Genomic DNA, 21,017 nt, shown 5'->3' on the forward strand with positions numbered 1-21,017 from the left:
ATCTGGCGCCGGCGGCGCGATGGTGGTGCAGGGGAGTGGTAACGCAGTGACACGACAACAACGGTCGTTCGACAATATCGTCGAGCGCGAACAAGGGTTGCGCCATGCGCTGACGTCCGGGCAGATGGCGATGATCGCGATCGGCGGCGCGATCGGTACGGGGCTGTTCCTCGGCAGCGGGTTCGCGATCGGGCTCGCAGGCCCGAGCGTGCTCGTTTCGTATGCGATCGGCGCGCTGATCGCGCTGCTGCTGATGGGCTCGCTGGCCGAAATGACGGTCGCGCATCCGACGGCCGGCTCGTTCGGCGCGTATGCGGAGCACTACGTCGGTCCGCTCGCGGGCTTTCTGGTGCGTTATGCGTACTGGTTCGCGGTGGTGTTCGCGATCGGCACCGAGATCAGCGCGATCGCCGTATTCATGAAGTACTGGTTCCCGGCCGTGCCCGGCTGGTACTGGGTGATCGGCTTCTCGGCGCTGCTGATCGCGGTGAACCTCGCGAGCGTCACGCTGTACGGCATGGTCGAATATGCGTTCTCGCTGCTGAAGATCGCGGCGATCGTCGTGTTCATCGTGCTCGGCGCGTATCTCGTGTGGTCCGCGCCTGCGGATTCCGGCATCGGCTTCGCAAACTACACCGCGCACGACGGCTTCATGCCGAAAGGCCCGTGGGGCACGTGGGTCGCGGTGATCGTCGCGATTTTCAGCTACATGAGCATCGAGGCGGTCGCGATCGCGGCCGGCGAGGCGCGCGATCCGCAGCACGCGGTCACGCGCGCGTTCCGCTCGACGGTATTCCGGCTCGTGCTGTTCTACCTGCTGACGCTCGCACTGATGCTCGCGATCGTCCCGTGGACGCAGGCGGGCACCGACGAAAGCCCGTTCGTGAAGGTGATGGCTGCGACGCACGTGCCGTATGCGGCCGGCGTGATCAACTTCGTGCTGTTGATCGCGGCGCTGTCGGCGATGAACAGCCAGCTCTACGTGACGACGCGGATGATGTTCAGTCTGTCGCGCGCGCGGCTCGCGCCGGCGGTATTCGGCCGGCTCGGCAACAACGGTGTGCCGCGTGCGGCATTGTGGATCTCGACGAGCGGCGTCGCGGTCGCGGCCGTGCTGGTCGCGCTCGCGCCGGACACAGCGTTCACCGTGATGATGGCGATCGCGATGTTCGGCGCGCTGTTCACGTGGCTGATGATCTTCGTCACGCATCTGCGGTTCCGCGCGCGCTACAGCGGCCCGGCGCTCGCGTTCCGGATGTGGGGGCACCCGTTCGGCAGCGTGCTCGGCGCCGCGCTCGTCGCGTCGATCCTGCTCACCACCGCGTTCACGCGCGAATTCCGGATGACGATGGTGGTCGGCGTCGTATTCGTCGTGCTATTGACGCTCGCGTACGCGCTGCATTACAGGCACCAGCACGCGCGCTGATCGCCGGGTCCCGAAATCACGCTTGCGTTCCGGATCGTGAAGAGCCGAGCGGCGCGCCGGGCTGCTCGCGAGGTCGTTCATGCGAGCATCGCGCTGGCGCGGCGTCGCGAACCGGCGCCTGCGAGAGTTGCAACCGGACGGCAGGCGGCGCACAAACAAAAAAAGGGGCCGCGGCCCCTTTTTTTGTTCTGCGTGCCTCACTGACGGCCAGTGCTGCCGAAACCGCCTTCGCCGCGATCGCTCTGTGCGAAGTCATCGACGATGTTGAACTGCGCCTGCACGACCGGCACGATCACGAGTTGTGCGAGGCGCTCGAACGGGTTCAGCACGAACTCGGTCTGGCCGCGGTTCCACGTCGACACCATCAACTGCCCCTGGTAGTCGGAATCGATCAGGCCGACGAGGTTGCCGAGCACGATCCCGTGCTTGTGGCCGAGGCCGGAGCGCGGAAGGATCAGCGCCGCATAGCCGGGGTCGGCCAGGTGGATCGCGAGGCCCGTCGGCACCAGCGTCGTTTCACCAGGCCGGAGCGTGACGGGTGCGTCGAGGCATGCGCGCAGGTCGAGGCCGGCGCTGCCGGTGGTCGCGTAGGCAGGCAGGTAGTCGCGCATGCGCGCGTCGAGAATCTTCAGGTCGAGTTTCATGCGGGTCGTCGAATCGGTCGGGAAGGGCGCGGCGGCGCGGCCGCCGCGCAACGGATCAGATCAGGCGGTTGTCGGGCAGGCGCTTCGCGATTTCGGCCACGAGCGCATGCGCGAGTTCGTCCTTCGGCGCGCGCGGCAGGCGCGTGAGGCCGGCCGCTTCGAACAGCACGACTTCGTTGTCGTCGCGGCCGAACGTCAGCGGGCCGAGATTGCCGACGAGCAGCGGCACGTTCTTGCGCTTGCGCTTTTCGTCGCCGTGCACGTCGAGGTCGCCGCTTTCGGCCGCGAAGCCGACGCAGAACGGCGCGGCGGGCAGCGCCGCGACCGACGCGAGGATGTCCGGGTTCTCGACGAATGCGAGCGCCGGCATCTTGCGGTCGGCCGTCTTCTTCATCTTGTGCTCGGCCGGCTGCTCGACGCGCCAGTCGGCGACGGCGGCGACCGCGATGAAGATGTCCGCATCGGACACCGCTTGCATCACCGCGTCGTACATCTGCTGCGCGGTCTGCACGTCCTGGCGGTACACGCCCCACGGCGTGTCGAGCGCGACCGGGCCGGCCACGAGATGCACGTCGGCGCCGGCCTGTTGCGCGGCGCGCGCGAGCGCGAAGCCCATCTTGCCGCTCGAACGGTTCGTGAGGCCGCGCACCGGGTCGAGCGGCTCGAACGTCGGGCCGGCCGTGATCAGCACGCGGCGGTGCGCGAGCACCTTCGGCGCGAAGTGCGCGACGATCGCTTCATAGATCGCCTCGGGCTCGAGCATGCGGCCGTCGCCGACTTCGCCGCACGCCTGCGCGCCGGAGTCGGGCCCGAGCACCGACACGCCGTCCGCGCGCAATTGCGCGGCGTTGCGTTGCGTGGCCGGGTTCTGCCACATCTGACGGTTCATCGCCGGCACGACGAGCAGCGGGCAATCGCGTGCGACGCACAGCGTCGACAGCAGGTCGTCGGCGAACCCATGCGCGAGCTTCGCGAGGAAATCGGTCGACGCGGGTGCGATCACGATCGCGTCGGCTTCGCGCGACAGGTCGATGTGCGCCATGTTGTTGTCGACGCGTGCGTCCCACTGGCTCGTATAGACGGGCCGCCCGGACAGCGCCTGCATCGTGACGGGCGTGATGAACTGCGTGGCGGCGTCGGTCATCGCGACCTGCACGGTCGCGCCGGCCTTCACGAGCAGCCGCGTGAGTTCGGCGATCTTGTAGCAGGCGATGCCGCCCGTCAGGCCGAGAACGAGATGTTTTCCTGCGAGTTCTGCGTGTGCCAACTCAGGCCTCCTGGGGTCAAACGGAACGGCCGGCACGAAGCCGGCCGTCGACGCCGAGTATGCGCGCTCAGCGCGAGCCGCGCACGCGACGCAGTTCGTCGTAGATCAGCAGCACCGCGCCGATCGTGATCGCGGAATCGGCGAGGTTGAACGCCGGGAAGTGCCACGCGCCGAGGTGGAAATCGAGAAAGTCGATCACGTGGCCGTAGACGAGCCGGTCGATCACGTTGCCGAGCGCACCGCCGAGGATCAGCGCGAGCGACAGGCTGAACAGCCGCTGCTGGCCATGACGGCGCAGCAGGTAGCAGATCACGAGGGTCGCGCCGATGCCGAGCGCGGTGAACGCCCAACGCTGCCAGCCGCTCGCGGTCGACAGGAAGCCGAACGCGGCGCCCCGGTTGTACACCAGCACGAGGTTGAAGAACGACGTCAGCGCATGCTGCGCGCCGTACGCGAAGGTTTTGAGGATCGCGATCTTCGACAGCTGGTCGAACAGGATCACGATCAGCGAAATGCCGAGCCAGGGCGCGAGCGCGCCGCTGGCCGGTTTCGACAGGGTTTTCGCCATGGTCAAGCAGCGCTCCGGATTTCGCCGTTTTCAAACAGGTTCGAGAAGCAGCGGCCGCACAGCGTCGGGTGATCGGCATGCGCGCCGACATCCTCGCGGTAGTGCCAGCAGCGTTCGCACTTCTGGTACTTCGACGCGGCCACGTCGACGCTTTCGTGCGCTTCGTCGTCGACCTTCACGACGGTTGCCGCCGACGTGATCAGCACGAACTTCAGGTCGTCGCCCAGGCTCGCCAGCGCGTCGTAGCGCGCGCCGCTCGCATGCACGGCCACTTCGGCCTGCAGCGACGAACCGATGCGGTTCGCGGTGCGCGCTTCCTCGAGCGCCTTCGTCACGTTGCCGCGGACTTCGCGCAGCAGCGCCCACTTGTCGATCAGCGCGGCCGAGCCCGCGACTTCCGGATACGCGTAGTAGGTTTCCGTGAACACGGTGTCGCTGGCCGGCTGGAACACCTTCCACGCTTCTTCCGCGGTGAACGACAGGAACGGCGCGAGCACGCGCAGCAGCCCTTGCGTCAGGTGGTACAGCGCGGTTTGCGCGGAGCGGCGCGCGCGCGAATCGGGCGCGCTCGTGTACAGGCGGTCCTTCAGCACGTCGAGATAGAAGCCGCCGAGATCTTCCGAGCAGTACGTCTGCAGCTTCGCGACGACCGGGTGGAACTCGTACTTTTCGTAGTGGCCGAGCAGTTCCGTCTGCAGTTGCGCGGAGAACGCGACCGCGTAACGATCGATCTCGAGCCATTCGTCGACCGGCACCGCGTGCTGCGCGAAGTCGAAGTCCGACAGGTTCGCGAGCAGGAAGCGCAACGTGTTGCGGATGCGGCGATAGCCTTCCGTCACGCGCTTCAGGATTTCCTCGGAGATCGCGAGTTCGCCCGAATAGTCGGTCGACGCGATCCACAGGCGGATGATTTCCGCGCCGAGGCGGTTCGCGACTTCATGCGGGTCGATGCCGTTGCCGAGCGACTTGCTCATCTTGCGGCCTTCGCCGTCGACCGTGAAGCCGTGCGTGAGCAGGCCCTTGTACGGCGCGCGGCCGTCGAGCATCGATGCGGTGAGCAGCGACGAGTGGAACCACCCGCGGTGCTGGTCCGAGCCTTCGAGGTACAGGTCGGCCGGGAACTGCAGCTGATCCTTGTGCGAGCCGCGCAGCACGTGCCAGTGCGTCGTGCCCGAGTCGAACCACACGTCGAGCGTGTCGCGGTTCTTTTCGTACAGGTTCGCGTCGTCGCCGATCAGCTCACGCGGGTCGAGCGACTGCCACGCCTCGATGCCGGACTGCTCGACGCGCTTCGCGACTTCCTCGAGCAGCTCGAGCGTGCGCGGGTGCAGCTCGCCGGTTTCCTTGTGCACGAAGAACGCCATCGGCACGCCCCACTGGCGCTGGCGCGACAGCGTCCAGTCCGGACGGTTCGCGATCATGCTGAACAGGCGCTGCTTGCCCCACGACGGGTAGAACGCGGTTGCGTCGACGCCCTCGAGCGCCGTTTCGCGCAGCGTCTTGCCGCCGTCGCGCGGCGTCACGTCCATGCCGGCGAACCACTGCGACGTCGCGCGGTAGATGATCGGCGTCTTGTGGCGCCAGCAGTGCATGTAGCTGTGCGTGTACTTCTCGCTGCGCAGCAGCGAGCCGGCCGCGTCCAGCGCGTCGACGATCTTCGGGTTCGCATCCCAGATCGACAGGCCGCCGAACAGCGGCAGCGATTCGATGTAGCGGCCGTCGCCCATCACCGGATTGATGATGTCCGAGTCGGTCATCCCGTGCGCCTTGCAGGACATGAAGTCTTCGATACCGTACGCGGGCGACGAGTGCACGACGCCGGTACCGGTGTCGGTCGTCACGTAGTCGCCGAGATAGACGGGCGCGGTGCGCTGGAAGCCGGGGTGGGCCGATGCGAGCGGATGGTGGAAGCGCAGGTTCGCGAGCTTCACGCCCGGCGCGGTCGCGACGACGCGGCCGGTCAGCTTGAAGTCGGCCATGCACGCTTCGACGCGTTCTTCCGCGATGATCAGCAGCCCGCGCTCGGTGTCGACCAGCGCGTACACGATTTCCGGGTGGAGGTTCAGCGCCTGGTTGGCGGGAATCGTCCACGGCGTGGTGGTCCAGATCACGATGCCGCCGTCGGCGCGCGGCAGCGCCGGCAGGCCGAACGCCTGTGCGGTCTTTTCCGGCTCCGCGAACGCGAACATCACGTCGATCGTCGGGTCGGTGCGGTCCTTGTACTCGACTTCCGCCTCGGCCAGCGCCGAGCCGCAGTCGAAGCACCAGTTCACCGGCTTCAGCCCGCGATACACGTAGCCCTTCTCGATGATCTTGCCGAGCGCGCGGATCTCTTCCGCCTCGTTCACGAAGTTCATCGTCTTGTACGGGTTCGCCCAGTCGCCGAGCACGCCGAGGCGCTTGAAGCCGACCTTCTGCTTCTCGATCTGCTCGGTCGCGTACGCGCGCGCCTTGCTCATCACTTCGGCGGCCGGCAGCGACTTGCCGAACTGCTTCTCGATCTGGATCTCGATCGGCATCCCGTGGCAATCCCAGCCCGGCACGTACGGCGCGTCGAAGCCGGCCATGTTGCGCGACTTGACGACGATGTCCTTCAGGATCTTGTTGACCGCGTGACCGAGGTGGATGTCGCCGTTCGCATACGGCGGGCCGTCGTGCAGGATGAACTTCGGCCGGCCCTTGCTGGCCGCGCGGATCTTTTCGTAGATGCCGCGCTCTTCCCACTCCTTCACCCACTGCGGCTCGCGCTTGGGCAGGTCGCCGCGCATCGGGAACGGCGTGTCGAGCAGGTTGACCGGATACTTCGCCTGCGGTTTCGAATCGGCTTTCTTGTTGCTCATGATGGGATCGCTATCTAAATCGGGGGACGCTCGTGCGTCGTGAATCGGGGATGCGCGCGCGTCGGCGGCGCGAGGGGGCGGCGCGGCGCGGCGCCGGCCGGATCAGCTAATTCGGTCGGTTGCCGACGTCGCGAAGCCGGTCGCGCGGCTGCCCGGCGCGCGGTCGCGCTCGGCGAAGTACGCGCGCGCATTCGCGACGTCGAGCGCGATCGCGCGCGACAGCGCCTCGAGATCGTCGAACTTCGCCTCGTCGCGCAGCTTCTTCAGGAATTCGACGCGGATCAGCTTGCCGTATGCGTCGCCGTGCCAGTCGAGCAGGTGGACTTCGAGCAGCACACGGCCGGAATCGTCGACGGTCGGGCGCAGCCCGAGGCTTGCGACGCCGGGCAGCGGCGCGGGCCCGAGGCCGTGCACCTGCACGACGAAGATGCCCGCGAGCGCCGGCCGCTTGTGCGCGATCGGCAGGTTCAGCGTCGGAAAACCGAGGTCGCGGCCGAGCTTGAGCCCGTGCGCGACGTGGCCGCTGATCAGGTAGCCGTGGCCGAGCGCCTGCGCGGCCGCGTCGAGATCGCCCGCGGCGAGCGACGCGCGCACGCCGGAGCTCGAAATGCGCGTGCCGTCGCTGCCGGCGACCGTGCCCATCTGCTCGACTTCGAAGCCGTACTGTTCGCCGGCCGCCTTCAGCGTGTCGAACGTGCCCGCGCGCTTCGCGCCGTAGCAGAAATCGTCGCCGACCATCATCCAGCGCGTGTGCAGCCCGTTCACCAGCGTGCGTTCGACGAACGCCTGCGGCGACTGGCTCGCGAACGTGTGGTTGAAGTGCTCGACGACGACGCGATCGACGCCGTGGTCGCGCAGTGCCTCGAGCTTGTCGCGCAGCATCGCGATCCGCGGCGGTGCGCCGGCCGGGTTGAAGAATTCGCGCGGGTGCGGCTCGAACGTCATCACGCACACGGGCAGGCCGCGTGCGTCCGCTGCCGCGCGCACGCGCGCGAGCAGGGCCTGGTGGCCGCGATGGACACCGTCGAAGTTGCCGATCGTCAGCGCGCACGGCGCGCGGCTCTCGGCGTTGGGCAGGCCGCGGAAGACTTTCACGATAGCGGATGCAGCGTCGGGGGAATGGGCGGTGGGATGCCGCAAAGCAGAAGATTATAAACGTTCGGGCGGCCCGGCGGCCGAGAAGGCGGGAAACGCGGGGGCGAATGGTAAAATTCGCGGATGAAAAAACTCGTGATCCTGATTTCCGGTCGCGGCAGCAACATGGAGGCCATCGTCCGCGCGTGCGCGCAGGAACGCTGGCCGGCCGAGGTCGCCGCCGTGATCGCCAACCGGCCGGACGCGGCCGGCCTGGCTTTTGCCGCGTCGCACGGGGTGGCGACCGCGGTGGTCGACCATCGCGCGTTCGATGGCCGCGACAGCTTCGACGCGGCGCTCGCTGCCGAGATCGACCGCTTCGCGCCCGACCTCGTCGTGCTCGCCGGCTTCATGCGCATCCTCACGCCCGAATTCGTCAGACGATATGAGGGCCGGTTGCTGAACATCCACCCGTCGCTGCTGCCGAGCTTCAAGGGCATCCACACGCACCAGCAGGCGCTGGATGCCGGCGTCGCGCTGCATGGTGCGAGCGTGCATTTCGTGATCCCCGAACTCGACAGCGGCGCGATCGTCGCGCAGGGCGCGGTGCCCGTGTGCGCGGGCGACGACGCGGCCGCGCTCGCGCGGCGCGTGCTGACGGTCGAGCACGTGCTGTATCCGCGTGCGGTGCGCTGGTTCGTCGAAGGGCGTCTGCGCCTCGAGAACGGCCGCGCAGTGGTCGCGCCGGAAGAGGCGCGCTGGATTTTCGCGGATCAACCGCAAACCGAAACGAACGAGGGCGTATGAAGCTGCACGGATTCCTGATTGGCCAGACCGAAACCCTGCTCGCCGAGGTGCTGAAGTTCGCCGGCCCCGCCGACGCGACGACGAGCCGGTTCTTCCGCGCGCATCCGAAGCTGGGCCACGCGGAGCGCGGCGTGATCGCCGAGGCGGTGTTCGCGGTGCTGCGCAGGAAGATGGAGTTTTCGCACCTCGCGGAGAGCGGCACGGGCAGCCCCGCGCGGCGCCTGACGCTGCTCGGGCTGATGCAGACGGTCGGCCGCAACGCGCTGAAGCCGTTCGTCTCCGATACCGAAGCCGCGTGGCTCGAGCACGTGTCGAAGATCGATCCGGCGAGCCTGCCGGTGCGCGTGCGCACGAACCTGCCCGACTGGATCTACCAGGCGCTGTCGGCCCGGTTCGACGCCGAGGAGCTCGCGCAGCTCGCCGCCGCGCTGAACTATCCGGCGCCGCTCGATCTGCGCGCGAACGTGCAGAAGGCGACGCGCGACCAGGTGATCGACGCGCTGCGCGCCAACGGCATCGACGCGGGCGAGACGCCGTTCGCGCCGAACGGCGTGCGCGTGGTCGGCAAGCCGGCGCTCACGCGCCTGAAGCTGTTCGAGGAAGGCCAGATCGAGGTGCAGGACGAGGGCAGCCAGCTGCTGTGCTCGCTGGTCGCGCCGCGCCGCGGCGAGATGGTCGTCGATTTCTGCGCGGGCGCCGGCGGCAAGACGCTCGCGCTCGGCGCGATGATGCGCTCGACCGGGCGCCTGTACGCGTTCGACGTCTCCGAAAAGCGGCTCGCGAAGCTCAAGCCGCGCTTGGCGCGCAGCGGGCTGTCGAACGTGAACCCGGTGCTGATCGACAGCGAGCACGACGCGAAGATCAAGCGGCTCGCCGGCAAGATCGACCGCGTGCTGGTCGACGCGCCGTGCAGCGGCCTCGGCACGCTGCGCCGCAACCCCGACCTGAAGTGGCGCCAGACGCGCACGTCGATCGACGAGCTCGCGCCGAAGCAGGCGTCGATCCTCGCGAGCGCCGCGCGGCTCGTGAAGAAGGGCGGCCGGCTCGTGTACGCGACCTGCAGCGTGCTCGACGCGGAGAACGAGGCGATCGTCGCGCAGTTCCTCGCCGATCACCCGGACTTCGTGCTGGTGCCCGCGCAGAAAGTGCTGGCCGACCAGCGCATCGAACTCGAGACCGGCGACTACCTGTCGCTGTGGCCGCACCGTCACGCAACCGACGGCTTCTTCGCCGCGGTGCTCGAGCGGCGCGCGCAGTAACGGCAGTCGGGACGGACGATGGAGAATCTGCAGAGCCGCCTGCTGTCGCACCGGCTGGCATCGGTGATCCGCGATTTCCACCAGCCGGTGATGATCTGGCAGGCGGCGATCCTCGTCGGCGCGCTGGGCATCGCATGGGTGGTCGCGCGCTTCGTCCATGGCCGCATCGACGCGCGCCGCCGGGCGGCCGGCCGCGCGCCCGGCGCGGGTGCGCAAAGCCTGAAGCGCGCATTGTTTCCGCTGTTCGGCGGCGTCTTCGTCGGGATCGCGCAGCTCGCGTTCGAGCCGTTCATGTCGACGTCGCTGCTGCTGCTCGCGCTCGTGCCGTTGTTCGGCATCGGGCTGATCTACGTGCTGTTCTTCTTTGCGCGGCGCGTATTCGCGCGCGACGGGCACACGCACGCGTGGCTGTCGATCGTCGAGAAGATCGTGTCGACCGTCGTGTGGGTTGCGATGGTGCTGACCGTGCTCGGCATCCAGCGCGACGTGCTCGGCTGGCTCGACAGCGTGCAGTTTCGCGTCGCCAATGCGCACCTGACGCTGCTGTCGGTGATTTCCGGCGCATTGTGGGTGTGCGTGACGCTGATGGTCGCGATGTGGCTCGGCTCGGTGCTCGAAGAGCGCCTGACGCGCGCCACCACGCTCGACGCGAACCTGAAGGTCGTGCTGTCGCGCGTTGGCCGCGCGTTGCTGGTGTTCGCGGCGATCCTGATCGGACTGTCGCTCGTCGGCATCGACGTGACGGTGCTCGGCGTGTTCGGCGGCGCGGTAGGCGTCGGCCTCGGGTTCGGGCTGCAGAAGATCGCGAGCAACTACGTGTCGGGCTTCATCATCCTGCTCGACCGCTCGCTGCGGCTCGGCGACGCGATCAGCGTCGGCGGGCTGCAGGGCGTCGTCACGCAGATTCGCACGCGCTACACGGTCGTGCGCGGCCTCGACGGCAACGAGACGCTGATTCCGAACGAGAAGCTGATCACCGACGTCGTGCAGAACCAGTCGTCGTACCTGACGCGCGGCTACGCGAAGGCCGCGGTGCAGGTCGCCTATACCAGCGACGTCGAGCAGGCACTCGCATTGCTTGCGCAGGCTGCGAACGGCGTGCCGCGCGTGCTGGAGGACCCGGCGCCGACGCCGTACCTCGTCGGTTTCGGCGCGGACGGCATCGACCTCGAACTGGGTTTCTGGATCGAGGACGCGGCGAAGGGCACGTCGGGCGTGCGCTCGGCGGTGAACCGCAACATCTGGCGCCTTTTCAGCGAGCACGGGATCTCGATCCCGTTCCCGCAGCGCGAAGTGCGCGTGGTCGGCTTGCCGGAGGGTTTCGCCGCGACCGGCGTGGTGGCCGACGGCGTGCCGGTGGCCGGCGACGGCGGCGACGGCGGCGACGTGGCGGGTCGGGCATCGGCCGCGTAGCGGCGGCGGTGCCGGCGCGAGCGGTTCGGCGGGTCGAGCGGTCAAACTGTGCGGCATTGGGCGGGCACGCGCGGATCTGGAGCCTTTCCCGGTCCGCGGATGGACTCGCCGCGTTGCGTCAAGACAAGGAAATATTCATTTTTTACAAAGACTTGGAACGGTTGAAGTAAAATTGCGGTCTACACGCGGTATGCTTTCATTTTTATGACGTCGGCCTGCGCCGGCGTCGCTCTCACCACAGGTAACTGCCTTGTTGAATTCTCTGCTCGATTTTCTTTCCCACGGGCTTCTGCGTTTTTCGTGGTGGCAGGTCGCGCTGTTCGCGCTGGCCGTCACGCACGTCACGATCATCGGCGTGACGGTCTATCTGCACCGCTGCCAGGCGCACCGCGCGCTGGAGCTGCATCCGATCGCGAGCCACTTCTTCCGTGCATGGCTGTGGATGACGACCGGCATGCTCACCGGCCAGTGGGCCGCGATCCATCGCAAGCACCACGCGAAGTGCGAGACCGAGGAAGATCCGCACAGCCCGCAGACGCGCGGCATCTGGAAGGTGTTCCTCGAAGGCGCCGAGCTGTATCGCGCGGAAGCGAAAAACGAGGAAACGATGCGCAAGTTCAGCCACGGCACGCCGAATGACTGGATCGAGCGCAACGTGTACTCGAAGTACCCGATTCTCGGCGTCAGCCTGATGATGGTGATCGACGTCGCGCTGTTCGGCGTGCTCGGCCTCACCGTGTGGGCCGTGCAGATGGTCTGGATTCCGTTCTGGGCCGCGGGTGTCGTGAACGGTTTCGGCCACTTCTGGGGCTACCGCAACTTCAACTCGGCCGATGCGAGCACGAACCTGTTCCCGTGGGGCATCGTGATCGGCGGCGAAGAGCTGCACAACAATCACCACACGTTCGCGACGTCCGCGAAGCTGTCGAACAAGTGGTACGAGTTCGATATCGGCTGGATGTATATCCGCATCATGTCGGCGTTCGGCCTTGCGAAGGTGAAGAAGGTTGCACCGACGCCGCGTCTGAACAAGCCGAAGACGGTGCTCGACCAGGAAACGCTGCAGGCCGTGCTGTCGAACCGCTACGAAGTGATGGCGCGCTACGGCAAGGCCGTGAAGCGTGCGTACCGCCAGGAGCTCGCGCATCTGAAGGAGCTCGGTTCGAGCGAGAAGTACCAGCTGATGCGCAGCGCGCGCAAGTGGTTCCACAAGGATGCCGACGGCCTCGACGAGCCGCAGAAGAAGCTGCTGCCCGAGATCTTCGCGAACAGCCAGAAGCTCCATACGTACTTCCAGCTGCGCCAGGATCTGGCCGCGATCTGGGATCGTTCGACCGCGTCGCGCGAACAGCTGCTCGCGCAATTGCAGGATTGGTGCCATCGCGCGGAACAAAGCGGCATCAAGGCGTTGCAGGAATTTGCGATGCGCCTGCGCCGCTACGCCTGATTCGAAATCGATTAGAATCTGAGGACGTCAAAAACCCCGCGTTGGCGGGGTTTTTTTCATTTGGGCGACCGGTTTTTGCATGATGACTGGTGGCGCCGGAACTCGTATGAGGCTTGGGGCGGTGCGGACGTAGCGCGCTCCGGGCGAGCGATGGGGTGGGGCCGGAGTGAGGAGTAACGCACTCACACGGGGCCGACCGCGAAGCATGGGGCCCAAGTAAGCGCTAAAGCGCTAACTCGGGCCGACAGGAGATATGGAGATGCAATCGACGATCAAATCCGTCGAGTACGACCGGCCGCTTTCGGCAGGAACCGTCTGTGGCGTCGGGCAAGCATGGGCCAAGGTGCCCGATGCACCGTCCGCCGAAGAACGCGCCGCGCTGAAGGCGCGCATCAAGGCACTGCTCGCACGTGAGAAAGCCGTGCTCGTCGCCCACTACTACGTGGATGCCGAGCTGCAGGAACTCGCGGACGAAACCGGCGGCTGTGTCGCCGACTCGCTCGAGATGGCCCGCTTCGGCCGCGACCACGACGCGCAGACGCTCGTCGTCGCCGGCGTACGCTTCATGGGCGAAACCGCGAAGATCCTCAGCCCCGGCAAACGCGTGCTGATGCCCGATCTCGATGCAACCTGCTCGCTCGATCTCGGCTGCCCGGCCGACGAATTCTCCGCGTTCTGCGATGCGCATCCGGACCGTACCGTCGTCGTCTACGCGAACACCAGCGCCGCCGTGAAGGCGCGCGCGGACTGGATGGTCACGTCGTCGATCGGCCTCGAGATCGTCGCCGACCTGCACGCACGCGGCGAGAAGATCATCTGGGCACCCGATCGCCATCTCGGCAGCTATATCCAGAAGAAAACCGGCGCGGACATGCTGCTGTGGCAAGGCTCGTGTCTCGTCCACGACGAATTCAAGGGCATCGAGCTCGACCTGCTGCGCGCCGAATACCCGCACGCGAAGGTACTCGTGCACCCCGAGTCGCCGGAAAGCGTCGTCGCGCAGGCCGACGTCGTCGGCTCGACCACGCAGCTGATCGATGCGGCCGTGAAGTTCGACGCGACGCATTTCATCGTCGCGACCGACCTCGGCATCCTGCACAAGATGCAACTCGCGGCCCCCGGCAAGACCTTCATCGCCGCGCCGACCGCCGGCAACAGCGCGACCTGCAAGAGCTGCGCGCACTGCCCGTGGATGGCGATGAACGGCCTCGCGAATCTCGCGGACGTGCTCGAGCGCGGCCACAACGAGATCTTCGTCGATCCCGCGATCGGCGTGCGTGCGCGCGTGCCGATCGACCGGATGCTCGATTTCGCGGCGGCGCACAAGACGCGCGTGCAGGCGAGCGGCGACCTGCAGCGCGACCAGCAACTGTTCGCGAACGTGGGGGCTGCATGACCAGCGCGGTTTCTCCGCTGTTCGAAGCCGTTCGCGCACAATACGGCGACGCATTCGACGAAGCGATCGCACGCAACGTCGCCGACGCGATCGCCGAAGACGTCGGCACCGGCGACCAGACCGGGCGCCTCGTGCCGGCCGGCGAGCGGCGCCGTGCGCGCATCATCGTGCGCGAGGAAGCGGTGCTGTGCGGCGTGCCGTGGTTCGAAGCCGTGATTGCGCGGATCGATCCGTCGATCGTCGTGCAATGGCGCTATCGGGAAGGCGACCGGATGACGGCGAACTCGACCGTCTGCGAGCTCGAAGGGCCGGCGCGTGCATTGTTGACGGCCGAGCGCAACGGGCTGAATTTCCTGCAGCTGCTGTCCGGCGTCGCGAGCGCGACGCGCCGTTACGTTGACCGCGTCGAAGGCACGCGCGCGAAGATTCTCGATACGCGCAAGACGCTGCCGGGGCTGCGGCTCGCGCAGAAGTACGCGGTGCGCGTCGGCGGCGGCGAGAATCAGCGTCTCGCGCTGTACGACGGCATCCTGATCAAGGAAAACCACATCGCGGCAGCAGGCGGCGTCGGGGAAGCGCTCGATGCCGCATTCGCGCTCGAAGCGGGCGTGCCCGTACAGATCGAAGTCGAGACGCTCGCGCAGCTCGACACGGCGCTCGAACATGGCGCGCAGTCGGTGCTGCTCGACAACTTCACGCTGGACATGATGCGCGAAGCGGTGCGCATCGCGGCCGGCAAGGCCGTGCTCGAAGTGTCGGGCGGTGTCAATTTCGATACGGTGCGCACGTTCGCGGAGACGGGCGTCGACCGGATTTCCGTCGGCGCACTGACGAAGGACGTGCGCGCAACCGACTATTCGATGCGGATCGTCGACTGATCGTCCGCCGTATCGCGTATCGTCCGACGAAAAAAGCCGCTGGCGTGCAAACGCCAGCGGCTTTTTTCATGCGACGGCGGCGGGCGGCGCCGCGAACGGCAGGCCGATCAGCGGCGCGAGCGCGGCGTGAGCACGCTCGGCAGCGCCTTCGGGAGCGTGTGCGGCCAGTCGCGGCTGTAGTGCAGCCCGCGGCTTTCGCGGCGCGAGTACGCGCTCTTCACGATCAGCGTCGCGACGTCGACGAGATTGCGCAGTTCCAGCAGGTCGCGCGTCACGCGGAAGTTCGCGTAGTACTCGTGGATCTCGTCGCGCAACAGCGACAGCCGGTGCTTCGCGCGTTCGAGACGCTTGTCGGTGCGCACGATGCCGACGTAGTTCCACATCAGCCGGCGCAGCTCGTCCCAGTTGTGCGCGACGACGACTTCCTCGTCCGCATCCGACACGCGGCTTTCATCCCATGCAGGCAGCGCCGCCGGCGTTTCGGCGTCGAAGCCGGCCGCCTCGATCGCCTCGGCAGCCGCGCGGCCAATCACCAGACACTCGAGCAGCGAATTGCTCGCGAGCCGGTTCGCGCCATGCAGCCCGGTGTACGACGTTTCGCCGACCGCATACAGGCCCGCGAGGTCGGTGCGCCCGGCGAGATCGGTGACGACGCCGCCGCACGTGTAATGCGCGGCCGGCACGACCGGAATCGGCTGCTTCGCGATGTCGATGCCGAATTCGAGGCAGCGCGCGTGGATCGTCGGGAAGTGTTCGCGCAGGAACGCTTCCGGCTGATGGCTGATGTCGAGATACACGCAGTCGATCCCGCGCTTCTTGATCTCGAAGTCGATCGCGCGTGCGACGATGTCACGCGGCGCCAGTTCCGCGCGCGGGTCGTGCGCGGGCATGAAGCGCGTGCCGTCCGGCAGCTTCAGCAAACCGCCTTCGCCGCGCACGGCCTCCGAAATCAGGAACGATTTCGCATACGGATGGAACAGGCAGGTCGGGTGGAACTGGATGAATTCCATGTTCGACACACGGCAGCCCGCGCGCCACGCCATCGCGATGCCGTCGCCGGTCGCGGTGTCGGGGTTCGTCGTGTACAGGTACACCTTGCCGGCGCCGCCGGTCGCGAGCACCGTGTGCGGCGCCTCGATCGTGATCGTGCGATCGTTGTCGACGTCGAGCGCATACAGTCCGTGACAGCGGCGTCCGGGCAGCCCGAGCCGGTCCGACGTGATCAGGTCGATCGCATGGTGATTCTCGAAGAACGTGATGTTCGGATGCTGGCGCGCGCGATCGGACAGCGTCGCGAGCACGGCGTGGCCGGTCGCATCGGCCGCATGGATGATCCGGCGGTGGCTGTGGCCGCCTTCGCGCGTCAGATGGAAGCCGAGTTCGGCGGCATCGTCCTTCGTGAACGGCACGCCTTGCGAGATCAGCCATTCGATTGCTTCGCGGCCGTGTTCGACGATGTAGCGCGTCGCGCCTTCGTCGCACAGGCCGCCGCCGGCGACCAGCGTGTCGTCGACGTGGTTCTCGATGCTGTCCGCCGAGTCGAGGACGGCCGCGATGCCGCCCTGCGCGTTATCGCTCGCTCCCTCCATCATCGTACGTTTCGCGATCAGCGCGACACGTCGCGTGCTGGCCAGGTTGAGTGCGACCGACAGCCCTGCGAGGCCGCTGCCGACGATCGCCACGTCGAATTTCATGCTGCATCTCCATCGTTACGCTTTTTGATTTCGCGTTCCGTCGGCTGTCGCCGCGGAAAGGGGAGAGCATACCGCGTCGGGGGCGCGCGCGTGCGCGCAAAACAAAAAGCCCCGCATGTGCGGGGCTTTTCGGTCGCCGTCAGGCTCGCAGAAACCGGAGATTACTTGATCTTGGTTTCTTTGTATTCGACATGCTTGCGGACGACGGGATCGAACTTCTTGATCGCCATCTTTTCCGGCATGTTGCGCTTGTTCTTCGTGGTCGTGTAGAAGTGACCCGTACCAGCAGTCGACTCGAGCTTGATCTTGTCGCGTGCGCCTTTTGCCATGATTGTGCTCCTTGGGCTTAGGCTTCGCCGCGTGCGCGCAGGTCAGCGAGCACGGAATCGATGCCGTTCTTGTCGATCAGGCGCAGGCCGGCGTTCGAGACGCGCAGACGCACCCAGCGGTTTTCGCTCTCCACCCAGAACCGGCGGTTTTGCAGGTTCGGCAGGAAGCGGCGCTTCGTCTTGTTGTTGGCGTGGGAAACGTTGTTGCCGCTCATCGGCGCTTTCCCAGTTACTTGGCATACGCGTGCCATGAGAGCACTCCTAATACGCTAAATTCGGGGTTCGATCGCCGATGAAGGTTCCATCGTACCGCCACGTGATCCATGGCTGCACTCAGAACGCCGAAGCCTATACAGACAAGGCCCTTCGATGGCTAGAACTGGTTGGAAAAAAGACAGACGACGATTCTAGCAGAAAAAGCTCAGGAAAATCAAACCCAATTTCGCTTCGTCGTTGCGGCGCCCTTTGAGGCGCCGGGCCACAGTCTACAGCCACCCGGCGCGCGCGAACGAAAATGTATCGGCGGTACCGACGACGACGTGATCGAGCAGCTTCGCGTCGACGAGCGTGAGCGCCTCGCGCAGCACGCGCGTGAGCCGGCGGTCTTCCGCGCTCGGCTGCACGGCGCCCGACGGATGGTTGTGCGCGATGATCAGCGACGCGGCATTGAGCATCAGCGCCCGCCGCACGATCTCGCGCGGATACACGGCCATCCGCGTGAGCGAGCCGCGCGCGCTTTCCTCCACGTCGATCAGACCGTGGCGCGCGTCCAGGTACAGCGTGACGAACACTTCGTACGGACGCGTGCCGATCCGCAGCCGCAGATAGTCCTCCACCGCGCCCGGCGAATCGATCTGCATCCGTTCGCGCGCCTTCTCGACCAGCGCGCGCCGCACGATCTCGGTGACGGCGATCAGCACCGCCGAGCGCGCGGCGCCGATGCCGGGGTGCGTCGCGAAGACGCCGGGCTCCGCATCGAGCATGTCGCGCAGCGAGTCGCCGAAGCGTGCAAGCAGCGCGCGGGCGCTCGCGAACACGTCGCGGCCGCCGCCGCCGGTGCCGAGCAGCAGCGCGACGAGCTCGGCGTCGGTCAGTGCGGCCGGCCCGCGTTCCAGCAGCCGTTCGCGCGGCAGATGCGAATTCCAGTTCCGCGGGCGCCGCTTGTGCGGCCACGCGGCGCCGGCCCGGCGTGCGGGAGCGGCCGCGGTGTCGGCAACGTCGCGACATTCGGCCGCCGGTGCGGTGCAGATTGACAGCATGATCGAAACTCCATTGGCGGCGCGCCTGCGCGCGACGTCGTCGCACTTTCAGCCTTGCGCGCTCAGGTGACTTACAATATTGGCTTTGCGCCGGGCCTTTCGGCTCCTCGGGCGCCGACGAACACGAGTCATTCATGAGCATCATCGATCTATCCGAAGTGAAGCCCGGTTCCCATGTGACGCTGCATTACCGGCTTGCACTGGCCGACGGCGCCGACATCGTCAACACCTTCTCCGACAAGCCCGCCACGCTGCTGCTCGGCGCCGGGCAGCTGGCGCCGTCGCTGGAACAGATTCTGCTCGGGCTGCGGGTCGGCGACCATTCGACTTTTCAGCTAACGCCCGAACAGGGGTTCGGTCCCCGGAATCCCGACATGCTCCAGCGCGTGACGCTGTCGACGTTGCGCGAGAACGGGATGGTCGGCGACGACTTTACGCCCGGCGAGCTGATCGAGTTCAACGCGCCGGACGGCGGCCGCTATGCAGGCGTGCTGAAGGAAGTCGGCGAAACCTCGGCGCTGTTCGACTTCAATCATCCGCTCGCGGGCCAAGCGCTCACGTTCGAAGTGAAAATCATCGGAATCCTGTAATCATGAGCACCACCGATACGCTGTCCGGACAGACCGTCGCCGCCGATGCCGAAATCCTGCTGGCCCAGCCGCGCGGCTTCTGCGCGGGCGTCGATCGCGCGATCGAGATCGTCGAGCGCGCAATCGCGATGCACGGCGCGCCGATCTACGTCCGTCACGAGATCGTCCACAACAAGTACGTGGTCGAGGATCTGAAGAAGAAGGGCGCGATCTTCGTCGAAGAACTCGAGGAAGTGCCGGCCGGCAATACCGTGATCTTCAGCGCGCACGGCGTGTCGAAGGCCGTGCGCGACGAGGCCGACGTGCGCGGGCTGCGCATTTACGACGCGACCTGCCCGCTCGTCACGAAGGTGCACGTCGAAGTGGCGAAGATGCGCCAGGACGGCGTCGACATCGTGATGATCGGCCACAAGGGCCACCCGGAAGTCGAAGGCACGATGGGCCAGGTCGAGCGCGGCATGCATCTCGTCGAAAGCGTCGAGGACGTGCAGAAGCTCGAGCTCGCCGATCCGGAGCGCATCGCGCTCGTCACGCAGACGACGCTGTCCGTCGACGACGCGGCCGAGATCATCGGCGCGCTGAAGGCGAAATACCCGAAGATCCGCGAGCCGAAGAAGCAGGACATCTGCTACGCGACGCAGAACCGCCAGGACGCGGTGAAGTTCATGGCGCCGCAGTGCGACGTCGTGATCGTCGTCGGCAGCCCGAACAGCTCGAATTCGAGCCGGCTGCGCGAAGTGGCGGAGAAGCGCGGCGTGGCCGCGTACATGGTCGACGCGCCCGATCAGATCGATCCGGCATGGGTTGCCGGCAAGCGCCGTATCGGCGTGACGGCCGGCGCATCGGCGCCGGAAGTGCTCGCCCAGGCCGTGATCGCGCGGCTGCGCGAGCTCGGCGTGCGCAACGTCCGCGCGCTCGACGGCATCGAGGAAAACGTGTCGTTTCCGCTGCCGCGCGGGCTGAACCTGCCGCCCGCGGCCTGATCGCCGCGTCGCACCCGCGGTACCCCCGAAGCGCGCCTGCCGGCGCGCTTTTTTTTTGCGCTGCGAAAATACGGGCGCAACCATTGTTCGGATTAATGTTGCAACCCGGTTGCTATATCCGCGCCCAGCCGTTTCTCAAAATTGGTTGCAATGCAGGAAAACCCCATCGAATCAGGATTATTGGCGGCCTGTAAATGGAGTTACAATGCGCCCGTTTTCAGGCCGGAATGGCTTTGAAATCGGGTTCTGGCAAGGCGCGGGAGACCTATTCGATGCATGTGAAGTTGGCTTACGCCAGGTACGTCGCCGCACCGGTTGCAATGTTGGCCGGTGACGGGAAAACGAGCGACGACACGGCGGGCAGGGAGGCTGCGGCGCACGCGGTACCGGTTGCCAGCGACATGCGCGCTGCCGGAGCCGGGCGTGCGGCGCCGTCGGCGTGCCGCATTGCGCAATCGGACAGTGACAACGACAACGGGGCACGTTTGACGATCGACGCATTCAACGCGCAGGGCTCGAAGATCGGCATGCATTCGACACGGCACGCGGCGCGGGCCGGCGGTGTGGCGATCGACCGCGCGACGGGCACACTGGTTGCCCGACAACGAGCCGCTGGACGTCCGGCGGCGGCAGCGCGCGTCGAGCGACGGGCGCTCGGGTTTCGGGGCAACGCAGGCAACGTGCAGATGTCACCGATCCCTTCTCATTTCGATTCGACGAAACGGCATGTCGCCGCGGCTTGCCACAGCGCGGCAGGCGGTCTGCTTCGTTTCACGAATTCCGATGCAGTCCTGACGACGGTCGGGCGCCACCTTCGCGTTGCCCGTTCAGGCGCGGCGCGGGCGGCGGCGAACGGCATCGGAGCGCAAACCCTTGGCGGCAACGGCATGTGCGCCGTCAAGGTGGTCGAGCCCGCGGGCGACGCGGTGCAAAACCTGATCTGCCCGGTGGCGCGGTTCGCCGCGGCCCGGACGGAAAAAGGCTCGGAAGCCGGGAAACCGGACGCCGGCCGTTTCGGCACGCTGCCCTACGACTTCAAGGAGGCCAAGACCACCGTCCTCGATGTCGTGACGATTTAGCGACGGGACTCATGATGGCACCGGAACAGTGCGGTGCCGTTTTTGTATCCGCTCCGGCGGCAGG

General features: G+C 66.7%; 19 protein-coding genes. 10 read left to right on the plus strand and 9 right to left on the minus strand.

Annotated elements, in window-relative coordinates; genetic code table 11:
• Positions 1–46 precede the first annotated feature (46 nt).
• The gene (locus BSE24067_RS17895; RefSeq protein ID WP_151065545.1) at positions 47–1,426 is read left to right on the plus strand and encodes an amino acid permease; all 1,380 of its coding nucleotides are present in this window, start codon (positions 47–49) and stop codon (positions 1,424–1,426) included.
• A 197-nt stretch (positions 1,427–1,623) separates the two neighbouring features.
• On the opposite strand, the gene dut is transcribed toward BSE24067_RS17895, so the two are convergent.
• The 5 genes from dut to BSE24067_RS17920 all read right to left on the minus strand — a co-directional run bounded on the left by dut (position 1,624) and on the right by BSE24067_RS17920 (position 7,840).
• Positions 1,624–2,070 carry a dUTP diphosphatase gene (dut, locus tag BSE24067_RS17900; RefSeq protein WP_151065546.1) on the minus strand — a complete coding sequence of 149 codons (447 nt, stop codon included), beginning with the start codon at positions 2,068–2,070 and terminating at the stop codon, positions 1,624–1,626.
• A 55-nt stretch (positions 2,071–2,125) separates the two neighbouring features.
• Positions 2,126–3,337, minus strand: coding sequence for a bifunctional phosphopantothenoylcysteine decarboxylase/phosphopantothenate--cysteine ligase CoaBC (coaBC, locus tag BSE24067_RS17905; RefSeq protein WP_151065547.1), 1,212 nt, complete (start codon positions 3,335–3,337; stop codon positions 2,126–2,128).
• A 67-nt stretch (positions 3,338–3,404) separates the two neighbouring features.
• The gene (lspA, locus tag BSE24067_RS17910) at positions 3,405–3,905 is read right to left on the minus strand and encodes a signal peptidase II (protein WP_151065548.1); all 501 of its coding nucleotides are present in this window, start codon (positions 3,903–3,905) and stop codon (positions 3,405–3,407) included.
• A 2-nt stretch (positions 3,906–3,907) separates the two neighbouring features.
• Positions 3,908–6,745, minus strand: coding sequence for an isoleucine--tRNA ligase (ileS, locus tag BSE24067_RS17915; RefSeq protein WP_151065549.1), 2,838 nt, complete (start codon positions 6,743–6,745; stop codon positions 3,908–3,910).
• 102 nt (positions 6,746–6,847) lie between these two features.
• Positions 6,848–7,840 carry a bifunctional riboflavin kinase/FAD synthetase gene (locus BSE24067_RS17920; RefSeq protein ID WP_151065550.1) on the minus strand — a complete coding sequence of 331 codons (993 nt, stop codon included), beginning with the start codon at positions 7,838–7,840 and terminating at the stop codon, positions 6,848–6,850.
• Positions 7,841–7,963: 123 nt separating this feature from the next.
• Between BSE24067_RS17920 and purN the strand changes: the two genes are divergently transcribed.
• From purN to nadC, 6 genes are all read left to right on the plus strand, one after another.
• A complete protein-coding gene (purN, locus tag BSE24067_RS17925) occupies positions 7,964–8,626 on the plus strand; it encodes a phosphoribosylglycinamide formyltransferase (RefSeq protein WP_151065551.1) in 663 nt (220 codons plus the stop codon).
• Positions 8,623–9,885, plus strand: coding sequence for an RsmB/NOP family class I SAM-dependent RNA methyltransferase (locus BSE24067_RS17930; RefSeq protein ID WP_151065552.1), 1,263 nt, complete (start codon positions 8,623–8,625; stop codon positions 9,883–9,885). The genes purN and BSE24067_RS17930 overlap by 4 nt, the downstream gene beginning before the upstream one ends.
• An 18-nt stretch (positions 9,886–9,903) precedes the next feature.
• Positions 9,904–11,298, plus strand: a complete 1,395-nt coding sequence (locus tag BSE24067_RS17935; RefSeq protein ID WP_151065553.1) for a mechanosensitive ion channel family protein — start codon at positions 9,904–9,906, stop codon at positions 11,296–11,298.
• A 250-nt stretch (positions 11,299–11,548) separates the two neighbouring features.
• Positions 11,549–12,745 (plus strand): DesA family fatty acid desaturase, encoded by a 1,197-nt coding sequence (locus tag BSE24067_RS17940; protein WP_151065554.1) that lies wholly within the window; start codon positions 11,549–11,551, stop codon positions 12,743–12,745.
• Positions 12,746–13,004: 259 nt separating this feature from the next.
• Positions 13,005–14,141 (plus strand): quinolinate synthase NadA, encoded by a 1,137-nt coding sequence (nadA, locus tag BSE24067_RS17945; protein ID WP_151065555.1) that lies wholly within the window; start codon positions 13,005–13,007, stop codon positions 14,139–14,141.
• Complete coding sequence (nadC, locus tag BSE24067_RS17950) at positions 14,138–15,019, plus strand: carboxylating nicotinate-nucleotide diphosphorylase (RefSeq protein WP_151065556.1); 882 nt, start codon at positions 14,138–14,140, stop codon at positions 15,017–15,019. Before nadA ends, nadC begins: the two co-directional genes overlap by 4 nt.
• Positions 15,020–15,126: 107 nt before the next feature.
• Here nadC and nadB read toward each other — a convergent pair whose 3' ends face one another.
• The 4 genes from nadB to radC all read right to left on the minus strand — a co-directional run bounded on the left by nadB (position 15,127) and on the right by radC (position 18,301).
• Positions 15,127–16,713 carry an L-aspartate oxidase gene (nadB, locus tag BSE24067_RS17955; RefSeq protein ID WP_151065557.1) on the minus strand — a complete coding sequence of 529 codons (1,587 nt, stop codon included), beginning with the start codon at positions 16,711–16,713 and terminating at the stop codon, positions 15,127–15,129.
• Between the two features lie 161 nt (positions 16,714–16,874).
• Positions 16,875–17,042, minus strand: coding sequence for a 50S ribosomal protein L33 (rpmG, locus tag BSE24067_RS17960; protein ID WP_006478046.1), 168 nt, complete (start codon positions 17,040–17,042; stop codon positions 16,875–16,877).
• 17 nt (positions 17,043–17,059) lie between these two features.
• On the minus strand, positions 17,060–17,293 hold the full coding sequence (rpmB, locus tag BSE24067_RS17965) for a 50S ribosomal protein L28 (RefSeq protein ID WP_004186391.1): 234 nt from the start codon (positions 17,291–17,293) through the stop codon (positions 17,060–17,062).
• Between the two features lie 234 nt (positions 17,294–17,527).
• On the minus strand, positions 17,528–18,301 hold the full coding sequence (gene radC / locus BSE24067_RS17970) for a RadC family protein (RefSeq protein ID WP_151065558.1): 774 nt from the start codon (positions 18,299–18,301) through the stop codon (positions 17,528–17,530).
• Positions 18,302–18,435: 134 nt separating this feature from the next.
• Between radC and BSE24067_RS17975 the strand changes: the two genes are divergently transcribed.
• The 3 genes from BSE24067_RS17975 (at position 18,436) to BSE24067_RS17985 (ending at position 20,953) form a co-directional block, all read left to right on the plus strand.
• Positions 18,436–18,891, plus strand: a complete 456-nt coding sequence (locus tag BSE24067_RS17975; protein ID WP_151065559.1) for an FKBP-type peptidyl-prolyl cis-trans isomerase — start codon at positions 18,436–18,438, stop codon at positions 18,889–18,891.
• A gap of 2 nt (positions 18,892–18,893) precedes the next feature.
• Positions 18,894–19,874: a 4-hydroxy-3-methylbut-2-enyl diphosphate reductase gene (ispH, locus tag BSE24067_RS17980; RefSeq protein ID WP_006488968.1), complete on the plus strand. Its 981-nt coding sequence runs from the start codon at positions 18,894–18,896 to the stop codon at positions 19,872–19,874.
• A gap of 272 nt (positions 19,875–20,146) precedes the next feature.
• Complete coding sequence (locus tag BSE24067_RS17985; protein ID WP_151065567.1) at positions 20,147–20,953, plus strand: branched-chain amino acid ABC transporter; 807 nt, start codon at positions 20,147–20,149, stop codon at positions 20,951–20,953.
• Positions 20,954–21,017: the final 64 nt, after the last annotated feature.

Source organism: Burkholderia latens (genome assembly GCF_902499045.1).
Taxonomy (GTDB): Bacteria; Pseudomonadota; Gammaproteobacteria; order Burkholderiales; family Burkholderiaceae; genus Burkholderia; species Burkholderia latens.

Coding starts and splice junctions, on each gene's coding strand:
- dut (WP_151065546.1), bottom strand. CDS start 2,070: ATGAAACTCGACCTGAAGATTCTCGACGCGCGCATGCGCGACTACCTG.
- lspA (WP_151065548.1), bottom strand. CDS start 3,905: ATGGCGAAAACCCTGTCGAAACCGGCCAGCGGCGCGCTCGCGCCCTGG.
- ileS (WP_151065549.1), bottom strand. CDS start 6,745: ATGAGCAACAAGAAAGCCGATTCGAAACCGCAGGCGAAGTATCCGGTC.
- purN (WP_151065551.1), top strand. CDS start 7,964: ATGAAAAAACTCGTGATCCTGATTTCCGGTCGCGGCAGCAACATGGAG.
- BSE24067_RS17930 (WP_151065552.1), top strand. CDS start 8,623: ATGAAGCTGCACGGATTCCTGATTGGCCAGACCGAAACCCTGCTCGCC.
- BSE24067_RS17935 (WP_151065553.1), top strand. CDS start 9,904: ATGGAGAATCTGCAGAGCCGCCTGCTGTCGCACCGGCTGGCATCGGTG.
- nadA (WP_151065555.1), top strand. CDS start 13,005: ATGCAATCGACGATCAAATCCGTCGAGTACGACCGGCCGCTTTCGGCA.
- nadC (WP_151065556.1), top strand. CDS start 14,138: ATGACCAGCGCGGTTTCTCCGCTGTTCGAAGCCGTTCGCGCACAATAC.
- nadB (WP_151065557.1), bottom strand. CDS start 16,713: ATGAAATTCGACGTGGCGATCGTCGGCAGCGGCCTCGCAGGGCTGTCG.
- rpmG (WP_006478046.1), bottom strand. CDS start 17,042: ATGGCAAAAGGCGCACGCGACAAGATCAAGCTCGAGTCGACTGCTGGT.
- rpmB (WP_004186391.1), bottom strand. CDS start 17,293: ATGGCACGCGTATGCCAAGTAACTGGGAAAGCGCCGATGAGCGGCAAC.
- radC (WP_151065558.1), bottom strand. CDS start 18,301: ATGCTGTCAATCTGCACCGCACCGGCGGCCGAATGTCGCGACGTTGCC.
- BSE24067_RS17975 (WP_151065559.1), top strand. CDS start 18,436: ATGAGCATCATCGATCTATCCGAAGTGAAGCCCGGTTCCCATGTGACG.
- ispH (WP_006488968.1), top strand. CDS start 18,894: ATGAGCACCACCGATACGCTGTCCGGACAGACCGTCGCCGCCGATGCC.
- BSE24067_RS17985 (WP_151065567.1), top strand. CDS start 20,147: ATGCATGTGAAGTTGGCTTACGCCAGGTACGTCGCCGCACCGGTTGCA.